We start from the raw sequence: 12,607 nt of genomic DNA on the forward strand, positions 1-12,607 counted from the left end.
TTACTGAAAATCCCAAGAAATATTAGATACCAGTTCACAGTTGTCACAGCGAAAGTCGAATAATCCAAACCAAGGTTCATCGAGTGCCCATTCACCGTGACAACTAGGGCATTTACGTTGCTTTTCGGTTTCAAGACTCTCGCCGCCTACGCGGTATATGTAATAGTAAACAGGTTTTTGGGTCAAAAAACGGATCCGTTTTGACAGATCCATGCCTCTTCGAAATAAATCACTGCTAATACTAGATATTTCTTCTAATGCTGCAAACTCGCAACGCGTTGCACCGTTGATCTGAATTTGGTCGCACGCTTGCCAATCCTCTTGCCACTTTATGAGTGCTTTGTAGTCGCCGTTGGCAATGGCTGGAATTTTGTATAGCGGTACAGGTAAAAAATCATCACCACAATACAACGGACTACACGTATGTACATAGGTAGTATATAAGATGTAGCTAGAGGGCTGGGTACACTGATCAGCCCCATTCGCATGGATATCTTGTCCTATGACTTTGACTTTGGGTGCAAGCAATCCAGCTTTTTGCAATTGGTCGATGGCATGCTTGACGAATGGGCTGTGATTCAGTGGGTGTAGAGCATCTTCCAGAGGACACATAACCCGAGTAATAAAGTAGCCATCTTTTAGCACCGTTGGGAATTCATCACCGATTATTTGGCCATTAAAGCGAAGTGCATTAACTACCCGGTTAATAGCAACTTCTGCCATGTCAAGGGTCGTGTCTTGATAGCAATCGAATGTTAAATCTACAACAAACATGTTAGCGCTTCTCTAATAGGGCTAATAGTCTATCAAGCTTTTGCTCAATTCGATCAAGTTGGCTCTTTTGAGAGGGCGTATCTTGCTCAGAATGCGGCGGCAAAGGCTGTGTTACTATATCTGGGTTATTTTTATAGGCACTGAGTCCTGCGATAATTACTGGCATGGCAACAGAGCCACTTAATCGGGCCTTGGTCAATGCCACACTTGGGGTTTTACCTTCTGCAATTAGCTCTGCTATCGCCTTTTGTACTGCAGGATGCATGCGCTTTACTCCACACAAATAAAGCGCATCATACCATAGCTCAAATTGTTAGCGTAGCATGGCATCTAGCTCGTCAATCAGTTCACACCAATCCGCATCTTCGCGCAGAGATTCTTCAATAAAATGCCGCTGACCTTCATTCCAAAAGGGCGCTTCAGCAAGCAACATATCGTCAGCGATACGATGCTTGTTAATGAACTTTGTTATCTGATCAGGTGAATTATCTAATCCTAATTGAGCAAATAAAGTGGCAAGGTTGTGCTTGCTGGTATCCATAAATCACTCCGTAAGTTGCCTAAAAAACACTCTGTAACTATAGTAGACAGTGCACTTAACAACAATCCGTTCGCCCTAATAACAACAACATAAGGGGAAATTATGCGCGTTCTACAGCAGCAAAACTTAACAGTAAAATACCTAACACCAGAAGACATGCGTGTCGCAGCCAGCCTATTGTATCAGGCGTATCATGATGACGATGTGTTGCGCAGTGTATTATCCGCAAAAGATGACAGTAGCTATGAAATGAAACTGAGAGCCTTTATTAGAGAAGAGCTCGCCAGCTTTGGTCAGGGACGCCAGCCTATGGTGGGGTTGTTTGAGGGAGAAAACTTATATGCGGTTGCCTGTGTACTAGAATCCGAGACCGAACTACAGGCATCGCGATACTGGCATTGGCGACTGCGTTTAATGTTAAGTGCGGGATATTTGCAGACCCAGCAATTAATCGATAAAGAAAATACCATCAGGGCTGCTTTAGAAGAATATGGACATTATTACTTTCTTGCTTTTATTGCAGTCGATCCACACGTCCAAGGGCAAGGGCTTGGTCATTATTTGCTTAGCGGATTGGACGATTTAATTTCGAGCAATCACGACATTAGCGGAATGGCTGTTTTTATTACTCAGACTGCTCAGAAAGCGTTCTTTTTGGGACATGGGTATCAGGTGATAAAGCAGCTTTCTTTTGAGAAAGTGACGGGGGAGTTGTTATTTAAGAAGCAACTAACAGACGGATCGGAAAGTTAGTTGTAAGACTTTTCCTACATGAATGTGCGCTAAGGTGTTTTGTTTTGTTGTCATTCGACGTGTTTTTTAATTTAAGATATTGTAATTTCTTAACTTTATTTTTTTTGCAATAATATTTCAGTGAGAATGTTCTATTTTCTGCCTTTTGAAGTTCGAATAACAGCGTAAACTTAATCATGTCAGGAAGACAAAGCGATAGGAATCGCAAAAGGAGTGGAGTGCAGAGGGTAGGGTAAGCTGCAATCGCAAGGAGCATAAAGGAGCAAGGATTGATTTAGGAACTCACAGGATGTGGGTGTATATCAGGAAGGTATACACAAGGAAGGTAGGACAGGCACAAGAGGTGCTGCTTAAGGAGCGCTCAGGATGAGTGAAGTGGAGGCCAAGCTGGCAAGTGGATAAGTCATAGGAAGTGACACGGAAAGCAAGCAAGGATGAAGTTGGGGTATGGCTAGGATGTATACCCGTTCAGGGGATGAAGAAAAAGGTGGCTTCACGCATTGGGAACGGAAAACCCATCATGGATGTAGTCAGAACTAGGCGCGACAAAGGTTGCGCCTTAGTTTTTTTTGCTGTCCGATACTCTAATAATGTCTTTATATCCTTCTCTAATCTTTAAATATCTTCGCAATATTCTTAAAAAAGCTAGGTCCATGAAACTGCGGTTTAGAGCAACTTGACATCGAGTAATGAACAGCCGTGATACCTGGGGCTTCATATTTGATAAAAAAGCGTATTACCCTAGATGATCCGCATTTTCCCGTCGATGAATTATGATAGGCACTAGAGCTGGATAATGCGCAAGTAGTTGAGGTGGAGGTTTAGCTGTCTTAATACAGCTTTGCTAGCGCTTTACATAGTCATACTACTGGCCGAACTTGAACCATTGTTGATGGTCCATTACAGTTGACAACAGTGCGCGGGGCCTGTGCGTCGTTAAGCTGACGCTTTTCTGAGTAACCTATCTATTGCTTGGGCGTTTCACTTAGCATGTATCAATCTAGGTATTTTAGAGTACAACACGCCTTTAGAGTGCAGTTGAAGAAAGAGTGACGTTTACTACAGATTTGAAAACACAGTATAGGTATCATCAGCGTGTACTTAAGGGTCATAAAACTGCGCGCCTCCATCTTGTTTTATGCTTCCTACTGTGTGTGGAAAATCTGATCTTACCAAGATTGGAAAAGATTATGACCGGGCAGATTGTAAATAGGTGACGTCACCAAAAAGCGAACGAAAATACTCAGCTTCTATATTAACAATCACTATATTCTTGCCTCTATGATGCCATACGGTGAGGTGGAATATCGGCTTTGACCAGACGGTTATTTTCCATATGTAATATGCCTTGGTAGACAGTCTCTCCATCTGAACTAAATTCGAAGATAAACTGGCTTTTGATACCCGGCTTGCCATTTCTGAGTATGCCCAACTGACGTTTTTGGCACGCGACACTGATAAGCTGGACTTGCAGCTTGTCAGTTTGATGTTGGGCATGATCTTTAGCGGCTTCAGCTGCTTGTCGACTGGTCCAAAATAGTGCAATCACCGCACCTACGAGAATAAAAAGCCAAAGTGTCGCCATCTACGAAAATAACCTACCTATAGCGCGAGACAAATTGTCACTGCGATTTTCTGCTCTTAGAATGCCTAAAACATGTGGGCGCAATGATGGAATTGCAACTAAATCTGCGAAAATACTTGCAAATAAACCTTCAACTTGTGTGTTTTGTGCGGCGCACTCTAAAAATTTAAAGAGTCTTTGTGAGTCTGAAAACGTTTCCCAACAACGTCCGGCCAAAGTAAGTAATACGTCGGATTCGCTGCTGTATTCACTGCTTAGTATAGTATCCACGCTTTGTGCCAGCAGGCCTTGAGCACTCGTGCCAGAGATTGCCCTAAGGTTACAGATCAGAGCATCAAGTTCTTGCGCTCTAATACTATTGTTTATCTCATGGTTCAGCTTCTCTGTGAAGCTGATGTCGATAGCGACGTGCTCAAGCATAGCACTCAGTGGTTGTTTCACCTCAAGAGGTAGTGATGTCCAAATAGCTTGTAAGTTTTCACTGTTTTGGCCATGGTTAAGTCGCAACGCAAAGTCTGCTAGGCCTTGAATGGCTAGGCTTTGCCAATCTTCTAAAGGTAATTTGCCAGAAAAGTACAGCTCACTGTACTCATAGTACTGAGATGCTGGACGCTTTAACTCTGTTTTTAGCAATGCATTGAAAGCGGCTAGTTTGTTGGCATTTGGGGTAAAAACATAGGGGTTATTGTCAAGCTTTCCATCAGCTTGCTGCCCGGTTAATTCCGTTCCTAAAGCCTCTAATACCATGCTTGCAAAATGATCTCGACTGGCGACAATTAGTTTGCTTTGTTCATCTAGAGGAAACTTTAAAAACCAAACATAAGGGTCTAAGGTTGCCTGGTTGTCCCAAAATTGAATAGCCAGCAATGCATGCCCACCCAGAGGGTAAGGATAGGGAGCTTGTGTTGTTTCAATTTGCGCAAAGTGCTGTTTATCTATTTTCGTGATCCTGCGGCCAATATCATATACTCGCCACTGCGTGCCTGCGGCACTCAAAAGTTCGCCTAAAGTAGAAATTTGCGCTGTCATGATTCACCCACTTAATGATTAGAGCGCGAGATTATACCCGTTATTAGTGGATCTGATAAGCGAGCTATGGGTAAAGATTGTCAGTTTAGGTATAATTGCGCCATTAATACGACATTGAGTTTTGATAATGAACAGTTCGTTTCATCAACATATTATGACACTTGTACAAGAGTTAGAACAAACACTTAAGTCTGCTGCGTTGTGGCAAGTACAGCCAATTAACCCCAGTTTGTTGCAATCTACTCAGCCATTTTGTTGTGACACATTGAGTTTTGAGCAATGGCTACAATTTGTATTTATTCCTAAAATGTTGGAGTTGCTTAGCCACCAAGCTGATTTACCAAGTAATATTGCATTGGCACCGATGGCGGATGTCTCATTACATACTCATGTTCATTTTGCTGACGTAAAGCATATTCTTGCCAGATTAGATCAGAGCTTATCTCAGGGTGAAATATGCTAGAGATTATATATCAAGACGAGAATTACGTAGCGATTAACAAGCCATCAGGCTTACTGGTACATCGTTCTTTTTTAGATAAAAGAGAAACGCAATTTGCGATGCAAATGCTTAGAGACCAACTTGGCCAGCATGTGTTTCCTATACACCGTTTGGACAGACCCACGTCAGGCGTATTGCTATTTGCTCTGAGTTCTGAGGCCGCGCGTGATATGAATCAAGTGTTTATCGAAGGTAATATTGAAAAACGTTATCTAGCATTGGTCAGAGGCTATGCACCAGAATCTGTATATTTGGATAGGCCGCTCAAAGAAGAATTGGATAAAATAGCAGACAAGTTTGCGGATCAAAACAAAGCGCCTCAAGAAGCTCAGACACAGTTCAATTGCTTGTATCAGGCGAGTTTACCTATTCCATTCGGTAAATACCCGAGCATTCGATATTCGCTGGTGGAGTGCTTTCCAAAAACTGGGAGAAAGCATCAAATCCGTCGTCATCTTAAACATTTATCTTACCCAATTATTGGTGATGTGAATCATGGTGACAACAAGCATAACCATTTCTTTTTCGAACACTTTGGCTTACAAAGGTTGATGTTGTTCGCAACTTCACTTAAGTTTGTTCATCCCTATACCAATAAAATCATAACGATTAAAGCGAGCCTTGGTGAACCTATGTTGTCAATTTGTGCACAATTGGGTTGGCCAAATACTGAAAAGGATTATGAATAATGGCGTCAGTGTCTATTTTTGTGGGTAGTGTGTACGGCAATGCCGATAATTTAGCAATTGAAGTAAAAAACAAATTACAGAGCCTTGGTCATGAAGCGACTGTGTATGAAGGAGGGACGCTGGAACAGCTACAAAATGCCAGCAATATCCTGTTCATTTCTTCAACGACGGGGGCAGGTGATTTACCGGATAACTTACAGCCTTTGTTTACGCAAATGCAAAGTCAATTTCCTATGCTGACCAATAAGAAAGTCGGTGTGATTGGCTTAGGCGATATTAGCTACGGAGAAACATTTTGTGGTGCGGGGCGTCAAATTGACGCTTTGGTACAAGAGCTGAATGCAACAGTTCCCGTGGAGCGCTTAGATATAGATGCCTGTGAGCATTTTGAACCGTGGGAGCCCGCAGCGCCGTGGTTGATGCGCTGGGCCACGTACTTATAAAAAAAGCGCCAGTGGCGCTTTTTAAGAGTTTTTTACATCAACTTTGAGCTTTAGTTTTTGGCCTGGATACAAGTATTTTTGCCCAGCTAAATCGTTCCACTTTACAATCTCTTTAACCGTAAGATTGAATTTAGAAGCGATGCGTGCCAATGAATCGCCACGTCTTACTTTGTAAGTAATGGTACGATTGGTTGGCGTAACTTTTTCAGTCTTAGCTTCTTGATAGATGGTAAGTTTTTGTCCTAAGCGTAAAATTGCGTTAGATTTTAACTTGTTCCAACGCGCAAGCTGTTTAATGGTCACATCGTACTCACGACTGATATCCCATAACGTGTCACCATTTGCCACAACATGAGTCTTCTGTGCTTGAGGTGTTTTCACAACCGCATTACGAACATTTGTTGGTAAGTGTTCACTTTTAAGCTTGCCTTTACTAAGCGGTATTAATAGGTTCTGGCCTATTTTGATTATATGTGAATTCAGCTTGTTTAAAGATTGTATTGCGCTAGGGCTTGTTGAAAACTTTGCTGCGATAACAGATAGTGTGTCACCTTTTTTAACGGCGTAGTGCTGCCAGCGAAGTCTGTCTTTAACTGGTGTTGCGGCTAGTTTTTCTTTAAATACATCAACCTTGTCAGCGGGCAGAAGTAGCGAATGCGGTCCATTTGGGTCGGTCGCCCAGCGGTTAAATGCAGGGTTGAGTCGGTAAAGTTCCGTAAGAGAGATATCCGCCATATCTGCGGCCATAGCCAAATCAATTTGAGAGCCAATATCCACAGACTCAACGACCTGTGCATTGATGATTTTTTTCCAGCTTACCTTAAACTCTTCTTGGCGTTTTAGTAAGTCAGATAAAGCTAATAACTTAGGAACGTAAGTGGTTGTCTCTTGTGGTAAATCTAATGACCAAAAATCGGTAGGCAAGTGCTTTTTACGATTCTTTCTAATCGCTTTTAATAATCGACCTTCGCCCGAATTGTAAGCAGCAATCGCGTTGAGCCAGTCACCTTCGAGTGTTTTGTGTAAGTAGCTTAAATAGTCCAGTGCTGCACGAGTTGACTGTACTATGTCTCTGCGGCCATCGTACCACCAGTTTTGCTTGAGGTTAAATCGCTCACCAGTTTGTGGCATAAATTGCCAGATCCCCGATGCACTACGATGTGAATAGCCAAATGGGTCAAACGCACTTTCAACAATGGGTAGTAATGCAATTTCGATTGGCATCTGGCGCTTTTCAACTTCCTCTACAATAAAGTAGAGGTAAGGCTCTGCACGTTTAGCAATTCTGTCTAGATAGGCTTGGTGACGCTGATAGTAGTTTCTTTCAGCAACAACAGGGCGATTTTGCGGTACATCAATAGAAAGTTGATAACGAATTCGTTCCCATACATCGTCAAACACTGGCGGTGGTTCATCCGCTTCAATTTGCTCTTGGATTGCACTCAGTAAAGTGTCACTGATCTCTGCAGGACTGGCGTTATTGAGCTGGGATGCCTTTTCTTCGGCTTTGTTATCGACAGCGGTTAACGTCTGACAACCGCTACTCAGCAGTGCTGTCAATACAATAGATATGGACAATTTATTCATGGGCAACTTTCTTTTACTCAAGCAAAAACTCGCCAATACTACCTGTTAAGTACATATATTTAAAGTAGTTAGTATAGCCTATTGGTTAAAAGGCGTCTTTCCATGCACGTAGAGCGGCAAAAACCAGCCAAGGTTCATCGTGATTACGCTGGAACTGAGTAGGAATGTGTTCACTGATGTGTTGGTGTTCTGCGCGTAAAAAAGGGTTAACTAAACGCTCTTTAGCCATTGAAGTGGGCAGGGTTGGTTGGTCTTGGCGACGCTTTTCTTCTACCCATTGTTGGTACTGTTGAATATTGGGATTATGTGGCTCAACCGCTTTGGCAAAGGCTAAATTGGCGGCTGTATATTCGTGGGTACAATAAATCAAAGTGGTATCAGCAAGCGCTGCTAACTTTTGCAATGACTGCCACATTTGCTTGGGGTCTCCTTCGAATAGGCGTCCACAGCCGGCACTAAATAGCGTGTCACCAGTAAAGCTATGCTGATCATTAATGTAACAGATATGATCCAGCGTATGCCCCGGTGTTTCGATAATCGAATATTGTACGCCCAAGACGTTAATTTCATCGCCTTCAATCAGAGGTTGAGTAATGCCTTCGAACGGTGACTTTTTGGGCCCATAAATCGTGATGTTGGGTGCAAAACGTTGTAGTTCGGCTACACCGTCGGTGTGATCCCAGTGGTGATGTGTAATCAAAATGCCTTGCAGGTTAGCGTTATGTTGTTGCAAATAATCCATTACGGGAGCTGCTTGTCCCGGGTCAACTACCCAGACTTGGTTTTGCTTGGTGTCGCGGACAGCCCAAATATAGTTATCTTGAAAAGCTTTTATTGGCTCGACTTGCACCATAGTTAATTGCTCTATAAAGTGATTGATAGCATTAGTATAACGGGCAAATTCAATGAAACCAGCCTTAAGTTTTCAACAAGGTCCAAAGCCACTTGATTGGCAAGATTTCCCCCACGGTGACTATTTACGGATTGGCATAGAGAGAAGAGTGGGCAAATGGTTGCCGAGGATGTTCGGTTATCATATGTTGAAGCTGGGAAGTCTCAGTGGACAGATCAGCACCTCTAAAAGTGCTATCAAACATCAGGTATGTGTTGCGCCACATCAATTGCAGCATGTGGGTGTCGTTGCTGAGGTAGACGAGCTGCCTTTTTCTGAGCATAGCGTTGATGCATGTATTTTAAGCCAGTGCCTAGAGTATCATTCTGACCCTCACCATATATTACGCGAGGCACATCGTACACTTATACCTGGCGGTTACATTGTAATCACTGGGTTTAATCCGTTTAGTTTATGTGGATTAGCGAATTTATTACCCTTTAGTAAAGAAAAACTACCTTGGTCAGGCCGCTTTTTTACTCCTTCAAGGGTTAAAGACTGGTTAGACTTATTAGGATTTGAAATTTTAGCCGATGAACGTTTTATTCATGCTTCGCTTGCTCGGGGGAGCCGTCTATCACGTTTTGCCCCGTGGCGACGTTTTTGCCGCCAGTATCTAAAGCCAATGGGAAGCTGTTATATGCTGGTTGCGCGCAAACGGGTTGCACCACTTACGCCAATAAAACCCAAATGGCACGCTCGTCCAAAATGGGCACCGGCAGTGAAAAGTGCACGACTTACGCAAACCCGTTCGTCAAACGAAAAGTAACGCTGTGTTTTAACTGTTTGCCGATTCGGTTTGGTATCCTTCGTCAACCAGCAACTTATCTGATGATGCCGCTTCACGGGCAAGGTCGTCAACCAGTTCATTATACTGGTTGCCACTGTGCCCTTTGACCCAGCGCCATTCAATGGTGTGCCTTTGGCAAGCATTGTCGAGTCTCTGCCACAAATCAACATTTTTGACAGGAGCTTTTGACGCTGTTTTCCAATTACGTTTTTTCCAATTTTCAAGCCAAGACTCAATACCTTGCTTAACGTACTGACTGTCTGTATATAGTATGACATGACATGGTCTAGTGAGCGTTTCTAATGCGACTGTTGCTGCAAGCATCTCCATTCGGTTGTTTGTTGTCAGTTGATAGCCTTGTGAGAGCTTTTTTTCATGGCCTTGATAACTCATATAGATGCCATAACCACCAGGGCCTGGGTTACCAAGACATGATCCGTCAGTATAAATCTCTACGGTTTTTTGCACGAATAGACCTGTTTTTATGTAGAATAGATGTATTAATGGCTAACCATAACAAAGTTGGGCGGCAGACGATATGCTAAAACGACAAATAGTCCTAGATACGGAAACCACAGGTATAGATCCCAAAGCTGGGCATAGGATCATCGAAATAGGCTGTGTAGAGCTTGTGAATCGTCGACTCACGGGTAATAACTTTCATGTTTACATTAATCCGCAAAGAGAAATTGAAGAAGAGGCGATTGATGTACACGGTATCACGAATGAGTTTTTACGTGATAAGCCGCTATTTAATCAGGTGGCTCAAGAGTTCTTTGATTATATAAAGGGTGCAGAGTTGGTGATTCATAACGCGCCGTTCGATGTCGGGTTTATGGACCATGAGTTTGCTATGCTTAATCAAGGCTTCCCAGCAACACATGATTACTGTGAGGTGTTGGACACACTTGTTATGGCGCGAAATTTGCACCCAGGTCAGAAGAATAACCTTGATGCATTATGTCGGCGCTACGATATAGACAACTCTAAGCGAACATTGCACGGGGCATTACTGGATTCTGAAATACTGGCGGATGTTTATCTGGGCATGACCGGCGGCCAAGTTAAGCTCAACCTAGCAACGGGCAATGACAGTAATGAGCAAAATGATAGTGGTAGTATTCGTCGTTTGGCTGCGGATAGACCGGCATTGAAAGTTGTCAAAGCCACAGATGAAGAATTACAGGCCCATTTGGCCAGGCTAGAGGTTGTCAATAAAAATGGCGAAACCTTATGGCAAAAATAGCGAGGTAAATTATGAAACGGTTGTGGTTCGCTCTGTTTATGATCATGGTCACCACTGGTGTGTTTGCCACTCCTCAGGTGACAGTTTTAGAGCGTGATGGGGTATCAAATGAGGTCCCATTACTGGATAACCGTTTTCGAATAGACCATGAAGTTGAAAAAATATCGCTACTATTTTTTCGCAAGCCCGGCTCCCCTGCTGTGGTGTTGGTTCAGCCTGATGGTAGCAAAATTTATGCAACGCACGCCTTACGTGATGACAGTTTGCAATGGTATGACGAAGTAAGCTTTGACTTGGTCGTGATATCCAACCCAACACCTGGTCCATGGCAAGTGATAGGTAATATTCAAGATGGCAGCCGAGTGATGGTAGTGGGTGACATCGAGCTGGAAGTTGAGCCTTTGCCACCACTTATCTTTAGAGGAGAGACTTTAAAGGTAACAGGCCGCGTGACAAACGATGGCAAGCCGATAGAGATTGGCTACTTTCGTGACGTTATTTCGTTGGTGGTTGATTTTGTCAGTACCAATAACGATAACTACGATAACTTTGGGGCCGGTACACAAAGCGTTACCGAATTTAAAGACGATGGCAGAGAATTTGATGAGCGCCCTCTAGATGGGGTCTTCACTGGCGAGTTTAAGCTGTCATTTCCAGCAGGAGAGTGGCGCCCAGAGTTTCTTATCGAAACCCCGCTTGTTAAGCGCAAAGTTGTGGGTAAACCTATTTTACTGTCAGAACCTCCGTTTAACTTTGAATTGACCCTTTCCGAGGACGAAGAGTTTGAACATGAATTGATGATTAAGCTCGACAATGAAATTGTGAAACCTGAGAGTGTTATTTTCCAAGGTAAAATCTTTTATCCAAATGGCGAAGAGCAGGCATTCACAATCGAGCCTAAAGAGCGGTTGTATAGAACTCTTGCTATTAAAAACTATGACTGGGGTCGTTATAGTGTTGAACTTTCAGCATTTGGTGAGAATATTAACGGTCGTGAGTTTATGGCAACGCTGCCGGTTTATAAGTTTGAAATTGAAAGACCGATTGAGAAGGTGCCTGAATTACTTGTACCCATTGAAACCATACTCATCCCAGAACCTGAGCCTGAACCAGAGATCAATACGCCACTTGTGGTCAGTATTATTGTTGTAGGGAACCTACTTATTTTGCTTGCAGGGTGGGTTGCGGTGCGCGTACTTGTTCAAAACAAGCCAATTAACTTTAAATTTAAACTCCCTTTTATGAAATCTAAGCATGAAGATAAACAATCTCAAGAACCACAAAACGAAACTCAAAAACAAAACGTTGACGAAAGTGGTTCAAAAAATGACAAATCAGGTGATATTTTGAACCTTTCGATGTCAGATGACTAAAAAAGCGGGTATTTTTCAAAAAAACTGTTGACTCTCATGGGGTCGATTCGTATTATTCACGCCGCTGTCAGGGAGCAGTCTGGTAGCAAGAATAATGCGGAGTGGTAGTTCAGTTGGTTAGAATACCGGCCTGTCACGCCGGGGGTCGCGGGTTCGAGTCCCGTCCACTCCGCCAATTATTCAAATTTTGTAAGTAGTGCTGGAGTGGTAGTTCAGTTGGTTAGAATACCGGCCTGTCACGCCGGGGGTCGCGGGTTCGAGTCCCGTCCACTCCGCCAAATCTTACAACGCCGAAAGGCACGCTTTTCCTAAGTGGAGTGGTAGTTCAGTTGGTTAGAATACCGGCCTGTCACGCCGGGGGTCGCGGGTTCGAGTCCCGTCCACTCCGCCAACAGAAAAGCAC

Annotated in this window: 15 protein-coding genes and 3 tRNA genes; 10 read left to right on the forward strand and 8 right to left on the reverse strand. The window is 43.3% G+C overall.

Features of this window, described 5'->3' with window-relative positions:
- The 3 genes from C2M32_RS07130 to C2M32_RS07140 are packed head-to-tail and all read right to left on the reverse strand — an operon-like array spanning position 1 to position 1,315.
- Positions 1–774, reverse strand: a complete 774-nt coding sequence (locus tag C2M32_RS07130; protein ID WP_105167766.1) for a Zn-ribbon-containing protein — start codon at positions 772–774, stop codon at positions 1–3.
- 1 nt (position 775) lies between these two features.
- Positions 776–1,039, reverse strand: a complete 264-nt coding sequence (locus C2M32_RS07135; RefSeq protein ID WP_105167767.1) for a hypothetical protein — start codon at positions 1,037–1,039, stop codon at positions 776–778.
- 48 nt (positions 1,040–1,087) lie between these two features.
- Positions 1,088–1,315, reverse strand: a complete 228-nt coding sequence (locus C2M32_RS07140) for a DUF2789 domain-containing protein (RefSeq protein WP_105167768.1) — start codon at positions 1,313–1,315, stop codon at positions 1,088–1,090.
- Between the two features lie 102 nt (positions 1,316–1,417).
- On the opposite strand from C2M32_RS07140, the gene C2M32_RS07145 reads away from it, so the two are divergent.
- Positions 1,418–2,068 carry a GNAT family N-acetyltransferase gene (locus C2M32_RS07145; RefSeq protein WP_105167769.1) on the forward strand — a complete coding sequence of 217 codons (651 nt, stop codon included), beginning with the start codon at positions 1,418–1,420 and terminating at the stop codon, positions 2,066–2,068.
- A gap of 1,279 nt (positions 2,069–3,347) precedes the next feature.
- Here the strand turns inward: C2M32_RS07145 and C2M32_RS07150 are convergent.
- Together C2M32_RS07150 and C2M32_RS07155 are read right to left on the reverse strand one after the other, a co-directional pair.
- Entirely contained in the window at positions 3,348–3,653 is a 306-nt protein-coding gene (locus C2M32_RS07150; RefSeq protein ID WP_105167770.1) for a DUF3301 domain-containing protein, read from the reverse strand.
- Positions 3,654–4,682, reverse strand: coding sequence for a DUF3549 family protein (locus tag C2M32_RS07155; RefSeq protein WP_105167771.1), 1,029 nt, complete (start codon positions 4,680–4,682; stop codon positions 3,654–3,656).
- A gap of 127 nt (positions 4,683–4,809) precedes the next feature.
- Between C2M32_RS07155 and C2M32_RS07160 the strand changes: the two genes are divergently transcribed.
- Genes C2M32_RS07160 through C2M32_RS07170 form a run of 3 tightly spaced genes read left to right on the forward strand, consistent with a single transcriptional unit; the run spans position 4,810 to position 6,316 of the window.
- Positions 4,810–5,145, forward strand: a complete 336-nt coding sequence (locus C2M32_RS07160) for a YqcC family protein (protein WP_234401250.1) — start codon at positions 4,810–4,812, stop codon at positions 5,143–5,145.
- Positions 5,139–5,873 carry a tRNA pseudouridine(65) synthase TruC gene (truC, locus tag C2M32_RS07165; RefSeq protein ID WP_105167772.1) on the forward strand — a complete coding sequence of 245 codons (735 nt, stop codon included), beginning with the start codon at positions 5,139–5,141 and terminating at the stop codon, positions 5,871–5,873. Before C2M32_RS07160 ends, truC begins: the two co-directional genes overlap by 7 nt.
- Complete coding sequence (locus C2M32_RS07170; protein WP_105167773.1) at positions 5,873–6,316, forward strand: flavodoxin; 444 nt, start codon at positions 5,873–5,875, stop codon at positions 6,314–6,316. Before truC ends, C2M32_RS07170 begins: the two co-directional genes overlap by 1 nt.
- A gap of 21 nt (positions 6,317–6,337) precedes the next feature.
- Here C2M32_RS07170 and C2M32_RS07175 read toward each other — a convergent pair whose 3' ends face one another.
- Positions 6,338–7,903: a LysM peptidoglycan-binding domain-containing protein gene (locus tag C2M32_RS07175; protein WP_105167774.1), complete on the reverse strand. Its 1,566-nt coding sequence runs from the start codon at positions 7,901–7,903 to the stop codon at positions 6,338–6,340.
- 85 nt (positions 7,904–7,988) lie between these two features.
- The gene (gene gloB, locus C2M32_RS07180) at positions 7,989–8,756 is read right to left on the reverse strand and encodes a hydroxyacylglutathione hydrolase (protein ID WP_105167775.1); all 768 of its coding nucleotides are present in this window, start codon (positions 8,754–8,756) and stop codon (positions 7,989–7,991) included.
- A 52-nt stretch (positions 8,757–8,808) separates the two neighbouring features.
- Here gloB and C2M32_RS07185 point away from each other — a divergent pair, with 52 nt between their 5' ends.
- Positions 8,809–9,564, forward strand: a complete 756-nt coding sequence (locus C2M32_RS07185) for a class I SAM-dependent methyltransferase (protein WP_105167776.1) — start codon at positions 8,809–8,811, stop codon at positions 9,562–9,564.
- Between the two features lie 9 nt (positions 9,565–9,573).
- Here C2M32_RS07185 and rnhA read toward each other — a convergent pair whose 3' ends face one another.
- A complete protein-coding gene (rnhA, locus tag C2M32_RS07190; RefSeq protein WP_105167777.1) occupies positions 9,574–10,053 on the reverse strand; it encodes a ribonuclease HI in 480 nt (159 codons plus the stop codon).
- A 70-nt stretch (positions 10,054–10,123) separates the two neighbouring features.
- Here rnhA and dnaQ point away from each other — a divergent pair, with 70 nt between their 5' ends.
- The 5 genes from dnaQ to C2M32_RS07215 all read left to right on the forward strand — a co-directional run bounded on the left by dnaQ (position 10,124) and on the right by C2M32_RS07215 (position 12,595).
- Entirely contained in the window at positions 10,124–10,831 is a 708-nt protein-coding gene (gene dnaQ, locus C2M32_RS07195) for a DNA polymerase III subunit epsilon (RefSeq protein ID WP_105167778.1), read from the forward strand.
- 11 nt (positions 10,832–10,842) lie between these two features.
- The gene (locus C2M32_RS07200) at positions 10,843–12,204 is read left to right on the forward strand and encodes a TIGR03503 family protein (RefSeq protein ID WP_105167779.1); all 1,362 of its coding nucleotides are present in this window, start codon (positions 10,843–10,845) and stop codon (positions 12,202–12,204) included.
- Between the two features lie 98 nt (positions 12,205–12,302).
- Positions 12,303–12,379 (forward strand) — tRNA-Asp (locus C2M32_RS07205).
- Between the two features lie 26 nt (positions 12,380–12,405).
- Positions 12,406–12,482 (forward strand) — tRNA-Asp (locus tag C2M32_RS07210).
- Between the two features lie 36 nt (positions 12,483–12,518).
- Positions 12,519–12,595 (forward strand) — tRNA-Asp (locus C2M32_RS07215).
- Positions 12,596–12,607 lie beyond the last annotated feature (12 nt).

The sequence above is a fragment of the Pseudoalteromonas sp. T1lg23B genome (assembly GCF_002964665.1).
Taxonomy (GTDB): domain Bacteria; phylum Pseudomonadota; class Gammaproteobacteria; order Enterobacterales; family Alteromonadaceae; genus Pseudoalteromonas.

What these genes read in the sequence shown, in the direction of transcription:
- C2M32_RS07150 (WP_105167770.1), bottom strand. Translation starts at nt 3,653, where the DNA reads ATGGCGACACTTTGGCTTTTTATTCTCGTAGGTGCGGTGATTGCACTA.
- dnaQ (WP_105167778.1), top strand. Translation starts at nt 10,124, where the DNA reads ATGCTAAAACGACAAATAGTCCTAGATACGGAAACCACAGGTATAGAT.
- gloB (WP_105167775.1), bottom strand. Translation starts at nt 8,756, where the DNA reads ATGGTGCAAGTCGAGCCAATAAAAGCTTTTCAAGATAACTATATTTGG.
- C2M32_RS07145 (WP_105167769.1), top strand. Translation starts at nt 1,418, where the DNA reads ATGCGCGTTCTACAGCAGCAAAACTTAACAGTAAAATACCTAACACCA.
- C2M32_RS07185 (WP_105167776.1), top strand. Translation starts at nt 8,809, where the DNA reads ATGAAACCAGCCTTAAGTTTTCAACAAGGTCCAAAGCCACTTGATTGG.
- truC (WP_105167772.1), top strand. Translation starts at nt 5,139, where the DNA reads ATGCTAGAGATTATATATCAAGACGAGAATTACGTAGCGATTAACAAG.
- C2M32_RS07160 (WP_234401250.1), top strand. Translation starts at nt 4,810, where the DNA reads ATGAACAGTTCGTTTCATCAACATATTATGACACTTGTACAAGAGTTA.
- C2M32_RS07175 (WP_105167774.1), bottom strand. Translation starts at nt 7,903, where the DNA reads ATGAATAAATTGTCCATATCTATTGTATTGACAGCACTGCTGAGTAGC.
- C2M32_RS07170 (WP_105167773.1), top strand. Translation starts at nt 5,873, where the DNA reads ATGGCGTCAGTGTCTATTTTTGTGGGTAGTGTGTACGGCAATGCCGAT.
- C2M32_RS07140 (WP_105167768.1), bottom strand. Translation starts at nt 1,315, where the DNA reads ATGGATACCAGCAAGCACAACCTTGCCACTTTATTTGCTCAATTAGGA.
- C2M32_RS07155 (WP_105167771.1), bottom strand. Translation starts at nt 4,682, where the DNA reads ATGACAGCGCAAATTTCTACTTTAGGCGAACTTTTGAGTGCCGCAGGC.
- C2M32_RS07135 (WP_105167767.1), bottom strand. Translation starts at nt 1,039, where the DNA reads ATGCATCCTGCAGTACAAAAGGCGATAGCAGAGCTAATTGCAGAAGGT.
- C2M32_RS07200 (WP_105167779.1), top strand. Translation starts at nt 10,843, where the DNA reads ATGAAACGGTTGTGGTTCGCTCTGTTTATGATCATGGTCACCACTGGT.
- C2M32_RS07130 (WP_105167766.1), bottom strand. Translation starts at nt 774, where the DNA reads ATGTTTGTTGTAGATTTAACATTCGATTGCTATCAAGACACGACCCTT.